Annotated in this window: 11 protein-coding genes and 1 pseudogene; 8 read left to right on the forward strand and 4 right to left on the reverse strand. The window is 71.0% G+C overall.

Translation table 11 applies throughout. The annotated features are described in order from the left end of the window. Positions 1 to 2: 2 nt before the first annotated feature. The 6 genes from AB0I91_RS33760 to AB0I91_RS33785 all read left to right on the forward strand — a co-directional run bounded on the left by AB0I91_RS33760 (position 3) and on the right by AB0I91_RS33785 (position 7,376). Positions 3 to 1,592 (forward strand): N-acyl-D-amino-acid deacylase family protein, encoded by a 1,590-nt coding sequence (locus AB0I91_RS33760; protein WP_499640581.1) that lies wholly within the window; start codon positions 3 to 5, stop codon positions 1,590 to 1,592. Next, entirely contained in the window at positions 1,589 to 2,983 is a 1,395-nt protein-coding gene (locus AB0I91_RS33765; protein ID WP_499614338.1) for a GntP family permease, read from the forward strand. Before AB0I91_RS33760 ends, AB0I91_RS33765 begins: the two co-directional genes overlap by 4 nt. Positions 2,984 to 3,368: 385 nt before the next feature. Then, positions 3,369 to 3,980: a response regulator transcription factor gene (locus tag AB0I91_RS33770; RefSeq protein ID WP_498782479.1), complete on the forward strand. Its 612-nt coding sequence runs from the start codon at positions 3,369 to 3,371 to the stop codon at positions 3,978 to 3,980. Beyond that, complete coding sequence (locus tag AB0I91_RS33775) at positions 3,977 to 4,627, forward strand: hypothetical protein (RefSeq protein ID WP_498782477.1); 651 nt, start codon at positions 3,977 to 3,979, stop codon at positions 4,625 to 4,627. Before AB0I91_RS33770 ends, AB0I91_RS33775 begins: the two co-directional genes overlap by 4 nt. A gap of 5 nt (positions 4,628 to 4,632) precedes the next feature. Further along, on the forward strand, positions 4,633 to 6,006 hold the full coding sequence (locus AB0I91_RS33780; RefSeq protein WP_498782475.1) for a hypothetical protein: 1,374 nt from the start codon (positions 4,633 to 4,635) through the stop codon (positions 6,004 to 6,006). Then, on the forward strand, positions 6,003 to 7,376 hold the full coding sequence (locus AB0I91_RS33785; RefSeq protein ID WP_499640582.1) for a hypothetical protein: 1,374 nt from the start codon (positions 6,003 to 6,005) through the stop codon (positions 7,374 to 7,376). Before AB0I91_RS33780 ends, AB0I91_RS33785 begins: the two co-directional genes overlap by 4 nt. 138 nt (positions 7,377 to 7,514) lie before the next feature. On the opposite strand, the gene AB0I91_RS33790 is transcribed toward AB0I91_RS33785, so the two are convergent. Further along, positions 7,515 to 8,036: an SRPBCC family protein gene (locus AB0I91_RS33790; protein ID WP_499614346.1), complete on the reverse strand. Its 522-nt coding sequence runs from the start codon at positions 8,034 to 8,036 to the stop codon at positions 7,515 to 7,517. 300 nt (positions 8,037 to 8,336) lie between these two features. Next, positions 8,337 to 11,210, reverse strand: coding sequence for an excinuclease ABC subunit UvrA (gene uvrA, locus AB0I91_RS33795; RefSeq protein WP_498782469.1), 2,874 nt, complete (start codon positions 11,208 to 11,210; stop codon positions 8,337 to 8,339). Positions 11,211 to 11,457: 247 nt separating this feature from the next. On the opposite strand from uvrA, the gene AB0I91_RS33800 reads away from it, so the two are divergent. After that, the gene (locus tag AB0I91_RS33800; protein ID WP_498782467.1) at positions 11,458 to 12,249 is read left to right on the forward strand and encodes a maleylpyruvate isomerase family mycothiol-dependent enzyme; all 792 of its coding nucleotides are present in this window, start codon (positions 11,458 to 11,460) and stop codon (positions 12,247 to 12,249) included. A gap of 101 nt (positions 12,250 to 12,350) precedes the next feature. Here the strand turns inward: AB0I91_RS33800 and AB0I91_RS33805 are convergent. Then, positions 12,351 to 13,289 (reverse strand): annotated as a pseudogene (locus AB0I91_RS33805) (acyltransferase family protein); the annotation flags it as partial. A gap of 117 nt (positions 13,290 to 13,406) precedes the next feature. Here AB0I91_RS33805 and AB0I91_RS33810 point away from each other — a divergent pair. Then, the gene (locus AB0I91_RS33810) at positions 13,407 to 14,084 is read left to right on the forward strand and encodes an MBL fold metallo-hydrolase (RefSeq protein ID WP_498782465.1); all 678 of its coding nucleotides are present in this window, start codon (positions 13,407 to 13,409) and stop codon (positions 14,082 to 14,084) included. 61 nt (positions 14,085 to 14,145) lie between these two features. Here the strand turns inward: AB0I91_RS33810 and AB0I91_RS33815 are convergent, their stop codons facing one another. Continuing rightward, positions 14,146 to 14,967, reverse strand: coding sequence for a DUF4365 domain-containing protein (locus AB0I91_RS33815; RefSeq protein ID WP_499640584.1), 822 nt, complete (start codon positions 14,965 to 14,967; stop codon positions 14,146 to 14,148). Between the last annotated feature and the right edge of the window lie 62 nt (positions 14,968 to 15,029).

Genomic DNA, 15,029 nt, shown 5'->3' on the forward strand with positions numbered 1-15,029 from the left:
GCGTGGACATCGTCTTCAGGGGCGCACGGGTGGTGGACGGCACCGGCGCGCCCTCCTACCGGGCGGACGTGGGCGTGCGCGACGGGCGGATCGCCGCGATCGGCGACCGGCTCGACGGGCGGCGGGTGATCGACGCCGACGGCCGGGTCCTCGCGCCCGGCTTCATCGACATGCACTCCCACTCCGACGTCCAGGTGCTGGCCGACCCCGACCACCTGGCCAAGGTGTCGCAGGGCGTCACCACCGAGGTCCTCGGCCAGGACGGGCTGTCCTACGCGCCCGTGGACGACGACGTGCTGGCCGTGCTGCGCGCGCAGCTGGCCGGGTGGAACGACGACCCGCCCGGCTTCGACTGGGGCTGGCGCTCCGTCGGCGAGTACCTGGACCGCCTCGACCGGGGCATCGCGGTCAACGCCGCCTACCTCGTGCCGCAGGGCACGCTGCGGATGCTGTGCGTCGGCTACGAGGACCGGCCCGCCACCGACGCCGAGCTGGACCGGATGCGGGAGGTGCTGGCGCGGTCGTTGCGCGAGGGCGCGATGGGCATGTCGTCCGGCCTGACCTACACGCCCGGCATGTACGCCGACACCGCCGAGCTGACCGAGCTGTGCCGGGTCGTCGGCGCGCACGGCGGGTTCTACAGCCCGCACCACCGCAGCTACGGCGCGGGCGCGCTGGAGGCGTACGCGGAGATGGTGCGCGTGTCGCGTGACGCCGGCTGCCCGCTGCACCTCGCGCACGCCACGATGAACTTCGAGGTCAACCGGGGTCGGGCGGGCGAGCTGCTGGACCTGCTGGACCGGGCGATCGCGGACGGCGCGGACATCACCCTCGACACCTACCCGTACCTGCCCGGCGCGACGTACCTGTCGGCGCTGCTGCCCAGCTGGGCGGGCGAGGGCGGACCGGAGGCCACCCTGGCCCGGCTGGCCGATCCGGGCACCCGCGAGCGGATCCGGGTCGAGGTCGAGGAGACCGGCTCCGACGGCTGCCACGGCGTGCCTGTCGACTGGTCCGCCATCGAGGTCAACGGTGTGCGCAAGGCCGAGAACGCCCACCTGGTCGGGCACTCGGTCGCCGAGTCGGCGCGCCGGGCGGGCCGGCCGCCCGCCGAGCTGTACTTCGACGTGCTGCTCTCCGAACGGCTGGGCACCTCGTGCCTGATGCACGTCGGCCACGAGGACAACGTCCGCGCGATCATGCGGCACCCCGCGCACACCGGCGGCAGCGACGGCCTGCTGGTCGGCGACCGGCCGCACCCGCGCGCGTGGGGCACGTTCCCCCGCTACCTCGCCCGGTACGTGCGCGAACTCGGCGTGCTGGGCCTGGAGGAGTGCGTGGCCCACCTGACCGGGCGGGCCGCGCGGCGGCTCCGGCTCGCCGACCGGGGACTCGTCCGCGAGGGGCACGCCGCCGACCTCGTCCTGTTCGACCCCGACGCGATCGCCGACACCGCGACGTTCACCGAACCCCGGCAGGCCGCCGCGGGCATCACCCACGTCGTCGTCAACGGGGTGCCCGTGCTCGACGAGGGCGGGCGGACCGACGCCCTGCCCGGACGTTCCCTGCGACACCACCGGAGCCGCCCGTGATCGACTGGTTGCAGCACAGCACGGGAGGGCTGCTGACGCTGTCCGCGATCGGCATCGCCCTCCTCCTGGCGATGATCATCAGGTGGAAGGTCGAGCCGTTCATCGCGCTGCTCGTGGTCGGCCTGCTGGTCGCGCTCGCCGCGGGCCTGCCCGTGGAGACGCTGGTCGGCTCGGCGCAGAAGGCGTCGGACTCCTTGGTGGAGAAGGGTTTCGGCGGCATCCTCGGCCACGTCGCCGCGATCATCGGCCTCGGCACGCTGCTCGGCTCGATCCTGGAGGCCTCCGGCGGCGCGGAGGTGCTGACCCGGTCCCTGCTGCGGGCGTTCGGCGAGAACCGCGCCCCGCTCGCCATGGGCCTGTCCGGGCTGATCTTCGGCGTGCCGGTGTTCTTCGACATCGGCATCTTCGTGCTCGCTCCGCTGGTCTACGTGGCCGCGAAGCGCAGCGGCCGGTCGATCGTGCTGTACGCCATGCCGCTGCTGGCCGGGCTGTCGGTGACGCACGCGTTCATGCCGCCGCACCCCGGTCCCGTCGCGGCGGCGGGCATGCTCGGCGTGGAACTCGGCTGGATCATCGTCATGGCGCTGGCCGTGGCGCTGCCGTCGTGGTTCATCGGCGGCGTGCTGTTCTCCGCGTGGATGGGCAAGCGGCTGCACGTGCCCGTGCCGGAGGAGATGCTGGCCGCCGCGGAGACGGCGCGCGGCGAGCAGGCCAAGGGCGAGCCGCCGCTGTCGCTGGTGCTGGGGATCATCGCGGTGCCGCTGGTGCTGATCCTGGCGGGCACGTTCGGCAGCATCCTGCTGCCCAAGGGCTCCACCGTGCTGGGCGTGTTCACGTTCTTCGGCACGCCCGCGGTGGCGTTGACGATCGCCGTGCTGCTGGCGTTCTGGCTGCTGGGCTTCCGCCGGGGCATGACGCGCGAGCAGGTGACCGAGCTGTCCGCCGCGTCGTTGCGGCCGGTGGCGATGATCCTCCTGGTGGTCGGCGCGGGCGGGTTCTTCGGCGCGGTGCTGTCCGCGACGGGTGTCGGCAAGGTGCTGGCCACGTCGCTGGCCGACGTCGGGCTGCCGGTGATCGCGCTGTCGTACGTGATCAGCTGCGGCATGCGCATCGCGCAGGGCTCGGCCACCGTGGCGATCGTGACCACGACCGGCATCGTCGTGCCCGTCGTGGCCGACCTGGACTACTCGCAGCCGCAGCTGGCGCTGGTGGTCATGTCGATCGCCGCGGGCTCGATCATCGCCTCGCACGTCAACGACGGCGGGTTCTGGATCGTGTCGCGCTACTTCGGCCTGTCGGTGAAGGAGACGCTCCAGACGTGGACCGTGCTGGAGACCATCCTGTCCGTGGTCGGGTTCGTGGTGGCCGCCCTGCTGAGCCTGGTGGTGTAGCCGGCGGGGTGCGTGGTGAACCTCCCGGGGGCGACCTGGCAGCCACCCAGGCGGACCGCGGGCGGGCACGGCCGGCGGAGGTGGCGGCGCTGGTCCCGCCGAGTGACCCACTGGTCCGAACGGCCTACACCGCACCCCGGCGGCCGGTACGCCGTGCGGCCATCCGAGTGGCCGCCGGAGGGCCCGTTGAACCGGTGGGATGAATTGCGACGCGCTATGCGCGACCGGAGGTAATATCGCTGGAAACGGTTCACCGGTTCGGGATGGGGGCGATTTCCCATTGTTCCCGATACGTGGCTGTTCGGCTCCGCCCACCATTTCGGACGACGGTCCCGGAATAACCGGGGGCGCCCGTTTCGAGCAGCCGCCCGACGCGGACGTGCTGGTGCTCGGCAAGGGGCACGCGCTCGCCGAGGCGCTCGCCAGCGGCCTGCGGCTGCTCGGCTGGCGACCCCGCCTGGCCGAGCCGCCGGGCCCGCCGAACCCCCGCCGCGTCGTGCTCGTGGAGGACGAGTCTGGTCGCCTGCCCACCGCCGAGGGCAGGTGGGCCGGGGTCGTGGTGGCGGTGGGCGACATCCGCGCCGTCGAGGACCTGATCGGCCACGTCGCCCGCGGCGCGCGGGCCGTCGACGCCGCCCTTCCCTACGAATGCCTGCTCAAAGCCCTGCACGACGCCTTGCGGGCGGCCTCGCCCACGGCCGCGGAACGCGACCTGGCACTGGCCGGCCTGCGGGCGAGGCTCGACGAGGCACGTCGCATCAGCACGCTGACCGAGCGCGAAGCGGGGGTGCTGGCGGGCATCGCGGCGGGCTACCGCGCCGAGGACATCGCCCGCGACCTGTCGGTCTCGGTGGCCACCGTGCGCAGCCAGATCGCCGCGGTCCTGCGCAAGCTCGACGTCCGCTCGCAGACCGCCGCCGCGGCCACCGCCCACCGCTGCGGCCCCGACTTCGACCCGCGCCACCCGTGGCGGCGATTTCATCAAAATTGTGGATGACCACCGCCGCCGGCGCCGCGCAACCTGAAGTGGACATCGAGACCACTGGGAGGCGCATGATGTCCCACATCGACGTGCTGCAATTCATCGGAGCAATTCAGGGGTGGGCCCGGCAGCGCGATGGCCAATTCAAGTACAACTGGCCCGTCAAGGGCGGGTGGGAGGGCTGGATCCAGGTCGACCTGACCGCGTCCATCCTCACGGCCGCGCCCACCGCCGAGATCCTGCGGGAACAGCCCGTCTACACCAACACCCGGCAGCGGTGCGACCTGCTGCTCAACACGACCGCCGCGCCGGACGCGCAGGTGATCGTCGAGCTCAAGGCCGAGTCGTGGCACAACCGCGCCGCGTTCGTCCCCGGGGTGATCGACGACCTCGACAAGCTCCAGCAGTCCGTCAGCCCCGCGTACGCGGGCTCGAACCGGGTCATGCTCGCCATGCCGTTCAGCCAGCCGAGCTACCAGGACGTGCTGGGCATCCAGATCGACGGGCACCGCATCTTCAGCGCGGTCCACGTCGGCGAAGTGGCCTGCCTGGTGGCCGTCCGCACCGCGCAGGGCTGGCTGAGCCCCGAAGGGCTCGGCGTGCCCGAGGTGGCCGGCGCGCTGCCGTTCGTGCCCGCGCAGCCCGCGACGGCGGGGAGGTGAGGGTCGTGACCGACTGGAACGCCGCCCTCTTCACCAAGCTGTACTCCAAGATGGCGCTCGCGCTCGGCGTGACGCCCGACGAGCAGGGCGACGCGGAACTGGCCGCCGAGCTCGGCGAACCGCTGCCACCGCGCTACTCCCCCACCGCCGCGCGCCAGGACCCGCAGTTCCTGCTCGCGATCCTCAACCCCGGCCAGTACGTGCCCGCCGACCTCAACCCGGCGCACGACCTCGACGACTGGTACGCGCTGTCCGTGCTGCTCAGCCGCGTCCCCCAGTTCAGCTGGGTGTACAAGCCCGCGGCGAGCTCGGTCGACAACAACTACCGGTCCGTCCTCGAGTACAAGGAAGCACCGGAGGTGCACCTCACCCCCGAGCAGCTGAAGCAGCTCGACGCCGCGACCAAGACCGCGGAGAAGTACGAGGACGTCTACGAGAAGTACCGGGATGCCTACGAGGTCGCGATCACGGCCTACGACAGCGCGTACGCGGACTACAAGGACGGCGGCCCGCCCGTCCCGCCGTCCCTGAAGCGGAAGGTCACCGCGGCCCTCCAGGACTGGCAGCGCCTCGGCCACCGCTCCGCCGTCGACTCGGCCACGGCGATCATCGCCCGCTACGAGGCGCTGGAGCCGGAGACGTTCTGGTACAAGCTGACCGAGCGGTTCGAGACGGGCGCCCAGGACGCCGGGCTGGGCAGCCCGTTCCAGCCCGTCGGCGTGTCACCGCCGTACAAGTCGTGGTTCGGCGAGCACGGCTGGACCTCGTTCTCCTTCGACCAGAAGGACATGGACAACCAGCAGGAGTCCCAGGCCATCGGCGTGTCCGGCAGCCTGGACGGCACGTTCGGCATCTTCAAGGTCTCCGGCGACGGCGACTACAGCAAGGACTCGTCGTACACGAAGATGACCCAGACGGAGCTGGCGTTCAGCTGCAAGCTCCTGCGCGTCAGCCTGGACCGCCCGTGGATGAACCCCCTGGTGCTGTCCAGCCGCGCGTGGCGGTGGGCGCCCGGCACGCCGACGTACGGCAGCCAGTTCTCCACCGGCGCGGACATCGCCTCCGACGTCGCGCCGACCGGCACCATGACGGTCATCCCGACCGCCGCGATCCTGTCGAAGGACCTGCTGGTCAAGGGCAACTTCACCGACACGATCGTCAAGCAGATGAACACCGCCATCAAGGCGAAGGCGTCGGTCGGCATCGGTCCGTTCAGCATCTCGGGCCGGTTCAACATGGCCGACCACAGCGGCAGCCAGACCGGCGTCATCGCGAACAACCAGATCAGCGCGCCGGACGTGCAGATCGTGGCGTTCGTGTGCGAGGTGCTGCCCAAGTCGCCCGACCCCGACCCGACGCTGAAGTGGCCCAACCCGTGACCACGGCACGCCGGCACGACCGAACGGCCCGGTACCGCACCGGGCCGTTCGACCTCACGCCGGAGGACTTCGACGCGGAGCTGTTCGCCCAGCTGTACAGCAAGCTCGCGACCGGTTTCTCCGCCGCCCAGACCGTGGCCGAGCGCAGCGGCGCCCTGCTGTCGCTCATGGTGCCCGGCCAGTACGTCAAGCAGAACCTCGACCCGGACGACCCGGGCACGCAGTACGTGCTGTCGAACCTGCTGAACCCGACGCTGGCGTGCTCGTGGGTGGTGCAGCGCGGCGCGGCGAACGTCACGGAGGTCTACGAGGCCGTGCTGAACGGCAAGGAGCCGCCGTTGACGCACCTGACCGAACGGCAGCGGCAGGACCTGGCGGCGGCCCGCGCACTCGTCTTCCAGCCCGACGGCGCGCCGACCGCGCGGTACGAGCGGTACCTGGCGTGCCGACTGGCGTACCTGGAGGCGTCGGCCGCCTACGAGCAGGCGCTGGCCACCGAGCGCAACGGCGGCCGGAAGGTGCCGCCCCGGCTGCGCAAGGCGCTCGACCGGGCCGTGGAGCGGTGGCGGGTGGACGGGGACCGGGACGGCGTCGACCTCGCGTTCGCCACGATCGACCAGTACGACGCGCTGGAGCCGGCGTTGTTCTGGCAGCGGCTGGGTGAGCGCTTCGGGCAGTGGACCCGGCCCTACGGCGTGGGCGGCCACTACCAGCACGTCGACACCGCGCCCCCGTACCGGGAGTGGTTCACCGACGACGGGTGGTCCGACTTCACGTTCGACGAGCTCGACTTCGCCCACCAGGACCGCTCCGGCGGGGCCGGGCTGGAACCGTGCCGCTGTCGGTGCGGCGACGGGCCCGCCCCCGCCCGCGGCGGCTTCCACCAGGCGTCCACCGCGGAGTTCGACGGCGGCCTGCGGCTGCCGACCGCCGTGCCGACCCGGTTCCGGCTGACCTGTGAACTGCGCCGGGTCGAGATCGCCCGGCCGTGGCTGGACCCGCTGGTGCTGCACAGCCGCGCCTGGCGGTGGTCGCGGGCGAGCGGGACTTACGGCGTCCGGATCTCCACCGGCGGCGACCTCGTCGGGTCGCTCGTGCCGACCGGCGTGATGCCGCTGCTGCCGACCGCCGCCGTGCTCGCCCGCAAGGTGGAGATCGAGTGGAGCGACGGCGGGTCGTGGGCCGACCGCCTCGCCGCCCCCAACGGCCCTGAGCTGAGGTTCGGCCCGTTCCGCCTGACCGGCGCCACCGCCGCGGACGACCACATCTCGATGCCCGACCCCCAGCTGGTCGGCTACCTGAGCGAGGTCCTACCGCGCTGCCCCGACCCCGACCCGCGGCTGCCGTGGCCCGACGACCCTCAGACCTGACCGAGCACGCCCTCGGGCCTACCTGGGCCCCCGCCCCCGCCCTTCACACCTGACCGAGCCCACCCCTTGGGCCTGACCGAACCCAGCCCTTCAAGCCTGACCAAACCCGACCGCTCAGACCTGACCGTGCCCGCCCCTTCAGGCCTGACCGCCCGTCGCCGCCTGACCCGCCGCCTGCCCGGTCGCCTGACCCGCCGCCTGCCCCAACGCCGCCTGGAACCCGGCCAGGTAGGTGCGCAGACCCCGTTGGCCGCTGCGCATCATCACCTCGTGGTTGGCCAAGAGCAGCGGCCGGGCGAGGAGGGCCAGGCGGCGCAGCAGCGGTTTGCGCACCACCACCTCCTGGTCGTAGACCAGGCGCGAACCGGTGCCCTCGGCGAAGATCCGCCAGCTCGCCGTGCCGTCGAGGTCGCCGACGAGGTCCGCGCGCAGCAGACCCGCCGCCGGCTCCCGGGCGTTGTGGCGCGCCTGGAACACCAGGTCGTACGGCAGGGCCGAGCGGCACCGGAGCTCGGCCACGTCGTCGGCGACGCGGCGGGCCGCGCGCACCTGCGGCCACCACCGCGGGTAGCTGCCCAGGTCGGCGAGGACGTCGAAGGTCCGCTCGGGTGTGCTGTCCACCGACCAGACGCTGCGGAAGCGGTACGTGTTCAGCGGCATGACGCCCATAGTTCCGTAGCAGAGCGCCCTGGTGTTCTGCGGCGTGGCGCCTTGGTTCAGCGGGTGGACGCCACGGTTCAGCGGGAGGACGCCCGCCACGGTCGAGCGGCATGGTGGCCATGGTCACGTGGACCGGTTGGGTGGGTGACGGCCCGCGGACACCGGGATGGTGATGTGACCGGGGCCGCCGCGCCTCCCTATCATTTCCGGCAACGCCGACCGGCTTTCCATTCATACCCGGAGGCCGTCACGCCTTCGGGTGATCTTGGCCGGATGCCCGGCGGGTCGGGGGCCGACTGGTCAGCCGACGGCGGCGGTGGCTGGTAGGGCTTCGCGCAGGAATTGGCCGGTGTAGCTGTCCGGCACGTCGGCGACCTGCTCCGGGGTGCCCTCGGCCACCACGGTGCCGCCGCCGGACCCACCCTCGGGGCCCATGTCGACCAGCCAGTCCGACGTCTTGATCACGTCGAGGTTGTGCTCGATCACGATCACCGTGTTGCCCTTGTCGACCAACCCGTTGATCACGCCGAGCAGCTTGCGGATGTCCTCGAAGTGCAGCCCCGTGGTCGGCTCGTCGAGGATGTACACCGTCTTGCCCGTCGAACGCTTCTGCAGCTCCGCCGCCAGCTTCACCCGCTGCGCCTCACCACCGGACAACGTGGGCGCGGGCTGCCCCAGCCGCACGTACCCCAAGCCGACGTCGACCAGCGTGCGCAGGTGCCGGTGGATCGCGTTGATCGGCTCGAAGAACGTCGCCGCCTCCTCGATCGGCATGTCGAGGACCTCGGAGATCGTCTTGCCCTTGTAGTGCACTTCCAGCGTCTCGCGGTTGTACCGGGCGCCCTTGCACACCTCGCACGGCACGTAGACGTCCGGCAGGAAGTTCATCTCGATCTTGATCGTGCCGTCGCCCGCGCACGCCTCGCAGCGCCCGCCCTTGACGTTGAACGAGAACCGACCCGGCTGGTAGCCGCGCACCTTCGCCTCGGTGGTGGCCGCGAACAGCTTGCGGATGTGGTCGAACACACCCGTGTAGGTGGCCGGGTTGGACCGCGGGGTGCGGCCGATCGGCGACTGGTCGACCTGCACCAGCTTGTCGACCTGGTCCAGCCCGCGCACCCGCGTGTGCCTGCCCGGCACCTGCCGCGCGCCGTTGAGCTTGTTCGCCAGCACGGTCGCCAGGATGTCGTTGACCAGCGTGGACTTGCCGGAACCGGACACGCCGGTGACCGAGACCAGGCAGCCGAGCGGGAACGACACGTCGATGCCGCGCAGGTTGTGCTCCCGCGCGCCGACCACGGTGAGCTGCCGCTTCTTGTCGACCTTGCGGCGGGTGGCGGGCATGGGGATCTCCTTGCGCCCCGCCAGGTACGCGCCGGTGATCGACTCCTTGTTCTTCAGCAGCTCCCGGTACGGGCCGCTGTGCACGACCTTGCCGCCGTGCTCGCCCGCGCCGGGGCCGATGTCGACCACCCAGTCGGAGGTGCGGATGGTGTCCTCGTCGTGCTCGACCACGATCAGCGTGTTGCCGAGGTCGCGCAGCCGGACGAGGGTCTCGATCAGCTTGTGGTTGTCACGCTGGTGCAACCCGATCGAGGGCTCGTCCAGCACGTACAGCACGCCGACGAGCCCGGAGCCGATCTGCGTCGCCAACCTGATCCGCTGAGCTTCTCCACCCGAAAGAGTGCCGGACGCACGGTCCAGTGACAGGTAGTTGAGGCCGACGTCGAGCAGGAAGTGCAGCCGGGCCTGGATCTCCTTGAGCACCGCGCCCGCGATCATCGACTCGCGCTTGCCGAGCTTGAGCCCGTCGAGGAACTCCGAGCACTCCGCCACCGACATCGCGCACACCTCGGCGATGGACTTGTCGCCCTTGCGCCCGTGGTGCAGCGTGACGGCCAGGATCTCCGGCTTGAGGCGCGTGCCCTGGCACGTCGGGCACGGCACCTCCCGCATGTAGCCCTCGTACTTCTCCCGCATGTACTCGGACTCGGTCTGCTCCTGCCGCCGTTCCAGGAACGGGATCACGCCCTCGTAGTTGGCGTAGTAGGAGCGCTCACGGCCGTAGCGGTTCTTGTAGCGGACGTTGACCTGCTCGTCGACGCCGTGCAGCACGGCCTTCTGCACCTTGGCGGGCAGCTGCCGCCACGGCGTGTCCATCCGGAACCCGATCGCGAGGCCGAGCGACTCCAGCAGCCGGGTGAAGTACTCGGCGGTCTGGCCGGACGCCCACGGCGCGATCGCGCCCTCGGCCAGCGACAGCTCGTCGTCCGGCACGACCAGCTCGGGGTCGACCTCCTTGCGCACGCCGATGCCGGTGCACGCCGGGCAGGCGCCGTAGGGCGAGTTGAACGAGAACGACCGCGGCTCCAAGTCCTCGATCGCCAGCGCGTGGCCGTTCGGGCAGGCCAGGTTCTCGGAGAAGCCGCGCACCCGGCCCGGGTCGTGCTCCGGGACGTCCACGAACTCCAGCTCGACCAGGCCGTCGGCCAGGCGCAGCGCCGTCTCCACCGAGTCGGTCAGCCGCTGCTTGGAGCTCGCCTTCACGCTCAGCCGGTCGATGACGACCGCGATGTCGTGCTTCTCCTGCTTCTTCAGCTTCGGCACCTCGGCGAGGGCGTGGACGACGCCGTCGACCTTGGCGCGCGAGTAGCCCTGCGACTGCAGGGTGGAGAACAGGTCGAGGTACTCGCCCTTGCGGCCGCGGATGACCGGCGCGAGCACCTGGAACTTGGTGCCCGACTCCATGGCCAGCACCTGGTCCACGATCTGCTGGGGCGTCTGCTTGCTGATCGCCTCGCCGCACGTGGGGCAGTGCGCCTTGCCGGCGCGGGCGTAGAGCAGCCGCAGGTAGTCGTAGACCTCGGTGATGGTGCCCACGGTCGACCGCGGGTTGCGGCTGGTCGACTTCTGGTCGATCGACACCGCGGGCGAGAGGCCCTCGATGAAGTCGACGTCCGGCTTGTCCATCTGACCGAGGAACTGCCGCGCGTAGGCCGAGAGCGATTCGACGTAGCGGCGCTGGCCCTCGGCGAAGATCGTGTCGAAGGCGAGGCTGGACTTGCCCGAGCCGGACAGCCCGGTGAACACGATGAGGCTGTCCCTCGGCAGGTCGAGGTCCACCCCTCGCAGGTTGTGCTCGCGCGCCCCGCGAACGACAAGCCGGTCGGCCACAACGGTTCCCTTCGGTTCTTGACCTTCCCCCGAACAGACGTTCGAAAAGCGTATCGGACCACCGCGTCGGCCCGGCCACCGCGTCGGCCCTGTCGGGGAGGGCGTCAACCATGCTAGGGCCGGGTACCGACAAATCGTGACGGGCACACTCCCACGATCGTGCGCCAACGGCTCTACCGGTCGGTAGTGAACGCCCCTACGCTGGGGTGATAGGCCGTTCGGCCGCAAACGCCGGGATGAGGTGCCCATGAGCTTCGCTGATGCCGCCCAGGTCCGATCCGCCCAGACGAGCGTACCCGCGCCCCGCGAGCAGTCGGCCGCGGTCCAGGACGCGGTCGCCGGGCTCGCCGAGGTCGAACGGGCGACAGGCGCGTTGTACGAGGTCGTCGCGGCCCTGGACCTCTCGGCGCTGCGCGGTCCGAGCCTGCTGCCGGGCTGGAGCCGGGCGCACGTGGTGACGCACCTCGCACGCAACGCCGACGCCCTGGTCAACCTGCTCATGTGGGCGAAGACGGGCGTCGAGCACCAGATGTACCCGAGCGCGGTGGACCGCGACGCGGACATCGCCGAGGGCGCGGGACGGCTGCCGCAGCTGCTGCGGGCCGACCTGGACGCGGCGTGCCAGCGGTTCGCCACGGCCGCCCGCGAGCTGCCGGCCACGGCGTGGGAGGCGGAGGTGGTGCACCCGACGTCGGGTCCGTTCCTGGCGCACCGGGTGCCGTGGCTGCGGCTGCGCGAGGTGTGGTTCCACCTGGTCGACCTCGACCGGGGCGTCGGGTTCGCCGACCTGCCGCCGGAGCTGCTGGAGCACTTCCTCGAGGAGGCCGTCGGCCAGTACGCCGACCGGGCGGACACGCCGTCGGTGCGGGTGGAGGCGGTGTTCCCGGACGGCCGTCAGCGCGGCTGGGAGCTGACCGCGGACAGCGCCACGTCGCCCGCGGTCGGCGGGGCGGCGGCGGACGTGCTGGCGTGGCTGACGGGCCGCCACAGCGGCGCCCGGCTGAACGGGACGGCGCCGACGCTGCCCAAGTGGCTCTGAGCGGCGTGCAGCCGGGCGGTGAGCAGCAGGCCGGCGAGGGTCGGCCGGCTCGCCGTCAGGGCGCGGTGCGCCGGGCGTTCGACGAACTTGGTGAGCAGCCAGCCGAGGAAGACGGCCGAGCCGGTGAAGAACGCCAGTTCGACCCACGGCCCGCCGTGGGGTGAGACCTTGGCCATGACGAGGTAGCCGAGCTCCTGGTGGACCAGGTACACGCCGTAGGAGATGCCCGCGAGCCACTTGATCGGCCGGGAGAGCAGGCGCACGGGGGCGATGTCCCAGTCCGGGCCGCCCGCCGCGGCGCACACGCCGATCAGCAGGACGCCGAAGCCGATGGTCGACGCGAGGTCGCCGCTGTGCCCGACCTGCACCAGGAGGGTCGCCGTGAGCAGGGCGAACAGGTGCCGGTCGCCGAGGCGCCCCTTGGACCACAGCCAGATGGCGACGCCGATGGCGAACAGCTGCGCGCGCTGGGCGCCGAGGCCGTTGTACAGGGCGTGGACGAGGCCGGGGTCGGCGGTCCAGTCCCGGATGACCAGGGGGACGACGATGAGGACCCAGAGCAGCGGCTTGACCGCCCGGCCGCGGATCCGCGACACCAGCAGGGCGCCCGCGATGAAGCCCGTGACCTGGATCGGGAGGGTCCAGTAGGCGGCGTCGACCAGGCGTGCCTCCGGGAACCAGCTCTGGAGCATGAGGACGTTGACGAGCAGGTCGCGCGGTTCGAGCTCGCTCCAGCCGTCCGGTGCGAGGTGGCGCAGCACGGTGTAGGTGCCCACGACGGCGACCAGGTAGGCGGGCAGCAGGCGGGCCAGGCGGTTGTGCAGGAAGCGGCCGGGTTCGCCCTTGGCCAGCGAGGCGCAGGCGAAGAAGGCGGAGATCACCACGAGCGTGCTCGCGCCGAACTCGAAGCCGAACACGAACGACGGCCGGCTGAGCTCGGGGTGGTTGGCCGGGCCGACGCGGGTGGCGTGCTGGAGGAGCACGCACAGCACGGCGAGGATGCGCAGGACGTCCCAGTTGATCCGACGTTTGGTAGGCACGAGGAAGAAGAACCCTAATCAGACGTTATCGCCGGGAGCGGCGGTGACCGTTACCAACCCTATGGGGTCGACCTGTGGGAGCCCTGAAGGGTGCCGGGTCGGATACGGTCGGCCATTGTGGACGTACTAGAGGACTACCAGGGGCACGTGTCGCCGGGCGGCCCGGCGGCACGGCGCACCCTCGACGCGCTGACCATCACCAAGGTCTCGGTCGGCCCGATGGACAACAACGCGTACCTGCTGGTCTGCCGCGCGACGAACGAGGGTCTGCTCATCGACGCGGCGGCCGACCCGGAGCGGCTGTCGGACGTGGTCGGCCACGACGTGCAGCGGCCGAGGCTGAAGACGGTCGTGACCACGCACCGGCACCAGGACCACTGGGGCGCCCTCGGCGCGGTCGCGGGCGCGAACGGCTCCAACACCATCGCGCACGAGGCGGACGCGGAGGTGCTGCCGATCCCGCCGGACGTGCTGGTGGGGCACGGCGACACGGTGCACGTCGGCGAGGTCCCGTTGACGGTGATCCACCTGCGCGGCCACACGCCGGGCTCGATCGCCCTGCTGTACCGCGACCCAACCGGCCACCCCCACCTCTTCACCGGGGACTCGCTGTTCCCGGGAGGGGTCGGCAAAACCACGTCGCCCGAAACCTTCACTTCGCTGATCGACGACGTGGAGACCCGGATCTTCGCCGAGCTGCCCGACGACACGTGGGTCTACCCAGGTCACGGCGACGACACCACCCTGGGGCGTGAGCGACCTCACCTGGACGAGTGGCGCGCGCGAGGTTGGTGAGCCGGCAGACGGGCTGTTCGGTGAGAACGAGCAGCCCGTCCACCCGCACGACCTGCTTCGCTCAGCCCTTCCGCGCCGGCGCTTTGCGCCACCACGCGCTCGCGGTCGCGCACAATCGCATCCACATCCGCTCGTCCACGGTCAAGACCACACGGCCAGGGGTGTCATGGTGTTCCAAGAAGTCGTCCACCATCCTGCCTCCCTCCACCCAGGCCGCCTCGCCGTAGTCGGTTATGGCCAGGGAATCTGGATTCTCGACGAAGAGAGTGACCCCTCCTCCCCTGCTGTGGCGCAACACCGCCCACGGCACGCCGAGTTGCTGCTGGAAGAAGAGAAGATCGCCGAACTCGTTGATGAAATGGGCCACGTAGTCGGTGGACTCCACACTGGCACCGACGTGATCGGCCAGGGCGTGAATGAGATCGGTGCGCGAGGAGAGGTGGAGGCGGAGTTCGTCGACGAATTCGGGTAACGTGTCGTCGGCCAGCACCGACTCACGGGGAACCCGGATCGATTTGAGTTCATCGCCGAATCGACTCGCGTTTCGCAACTGCGCGGTGGCGTTCGCCCAGTGGAGGGTGTCGGCTTCAGGATCGTGGACAACGCAGACCACCGGGATGTTCGGCTTGGACCAGTCGTCGCGGTGCTCGCCGACCCGCACCCGGTAACCGCCTGCGGAGCGGTAGGATTTTCCGGCCTTGACCTGCACCGCGATCGTGTCACCCGTGGTCTTGAAATCCGACACGAAGGTGACGTAAAGGTCTACGCCGAAGTCGTTGGAACCGTCGATCGGCTGCACGATGTGGTGATGCCGTTCGAACAACGCCGTCACCCGGTTCAATCCCACACGCCCTGTTCGGCGGTCGGGACTCACGCTTGCCATGCACCACGAATACCACGACCTCCGGAAAACCGGGCCACCACCGCACCGCCGCCATCGCCGGG

Origin of the sequence: Actinosynnema sp. NPDC049800, assembly GCF_040656635.1 — a bacterium.
Taxonomy (GTDB): domain Bacteria; phylum Actinomycetota; class Actinomycetes; order Mycobacteriales; family Pseudonocardiaceae; genus Actinosynnema.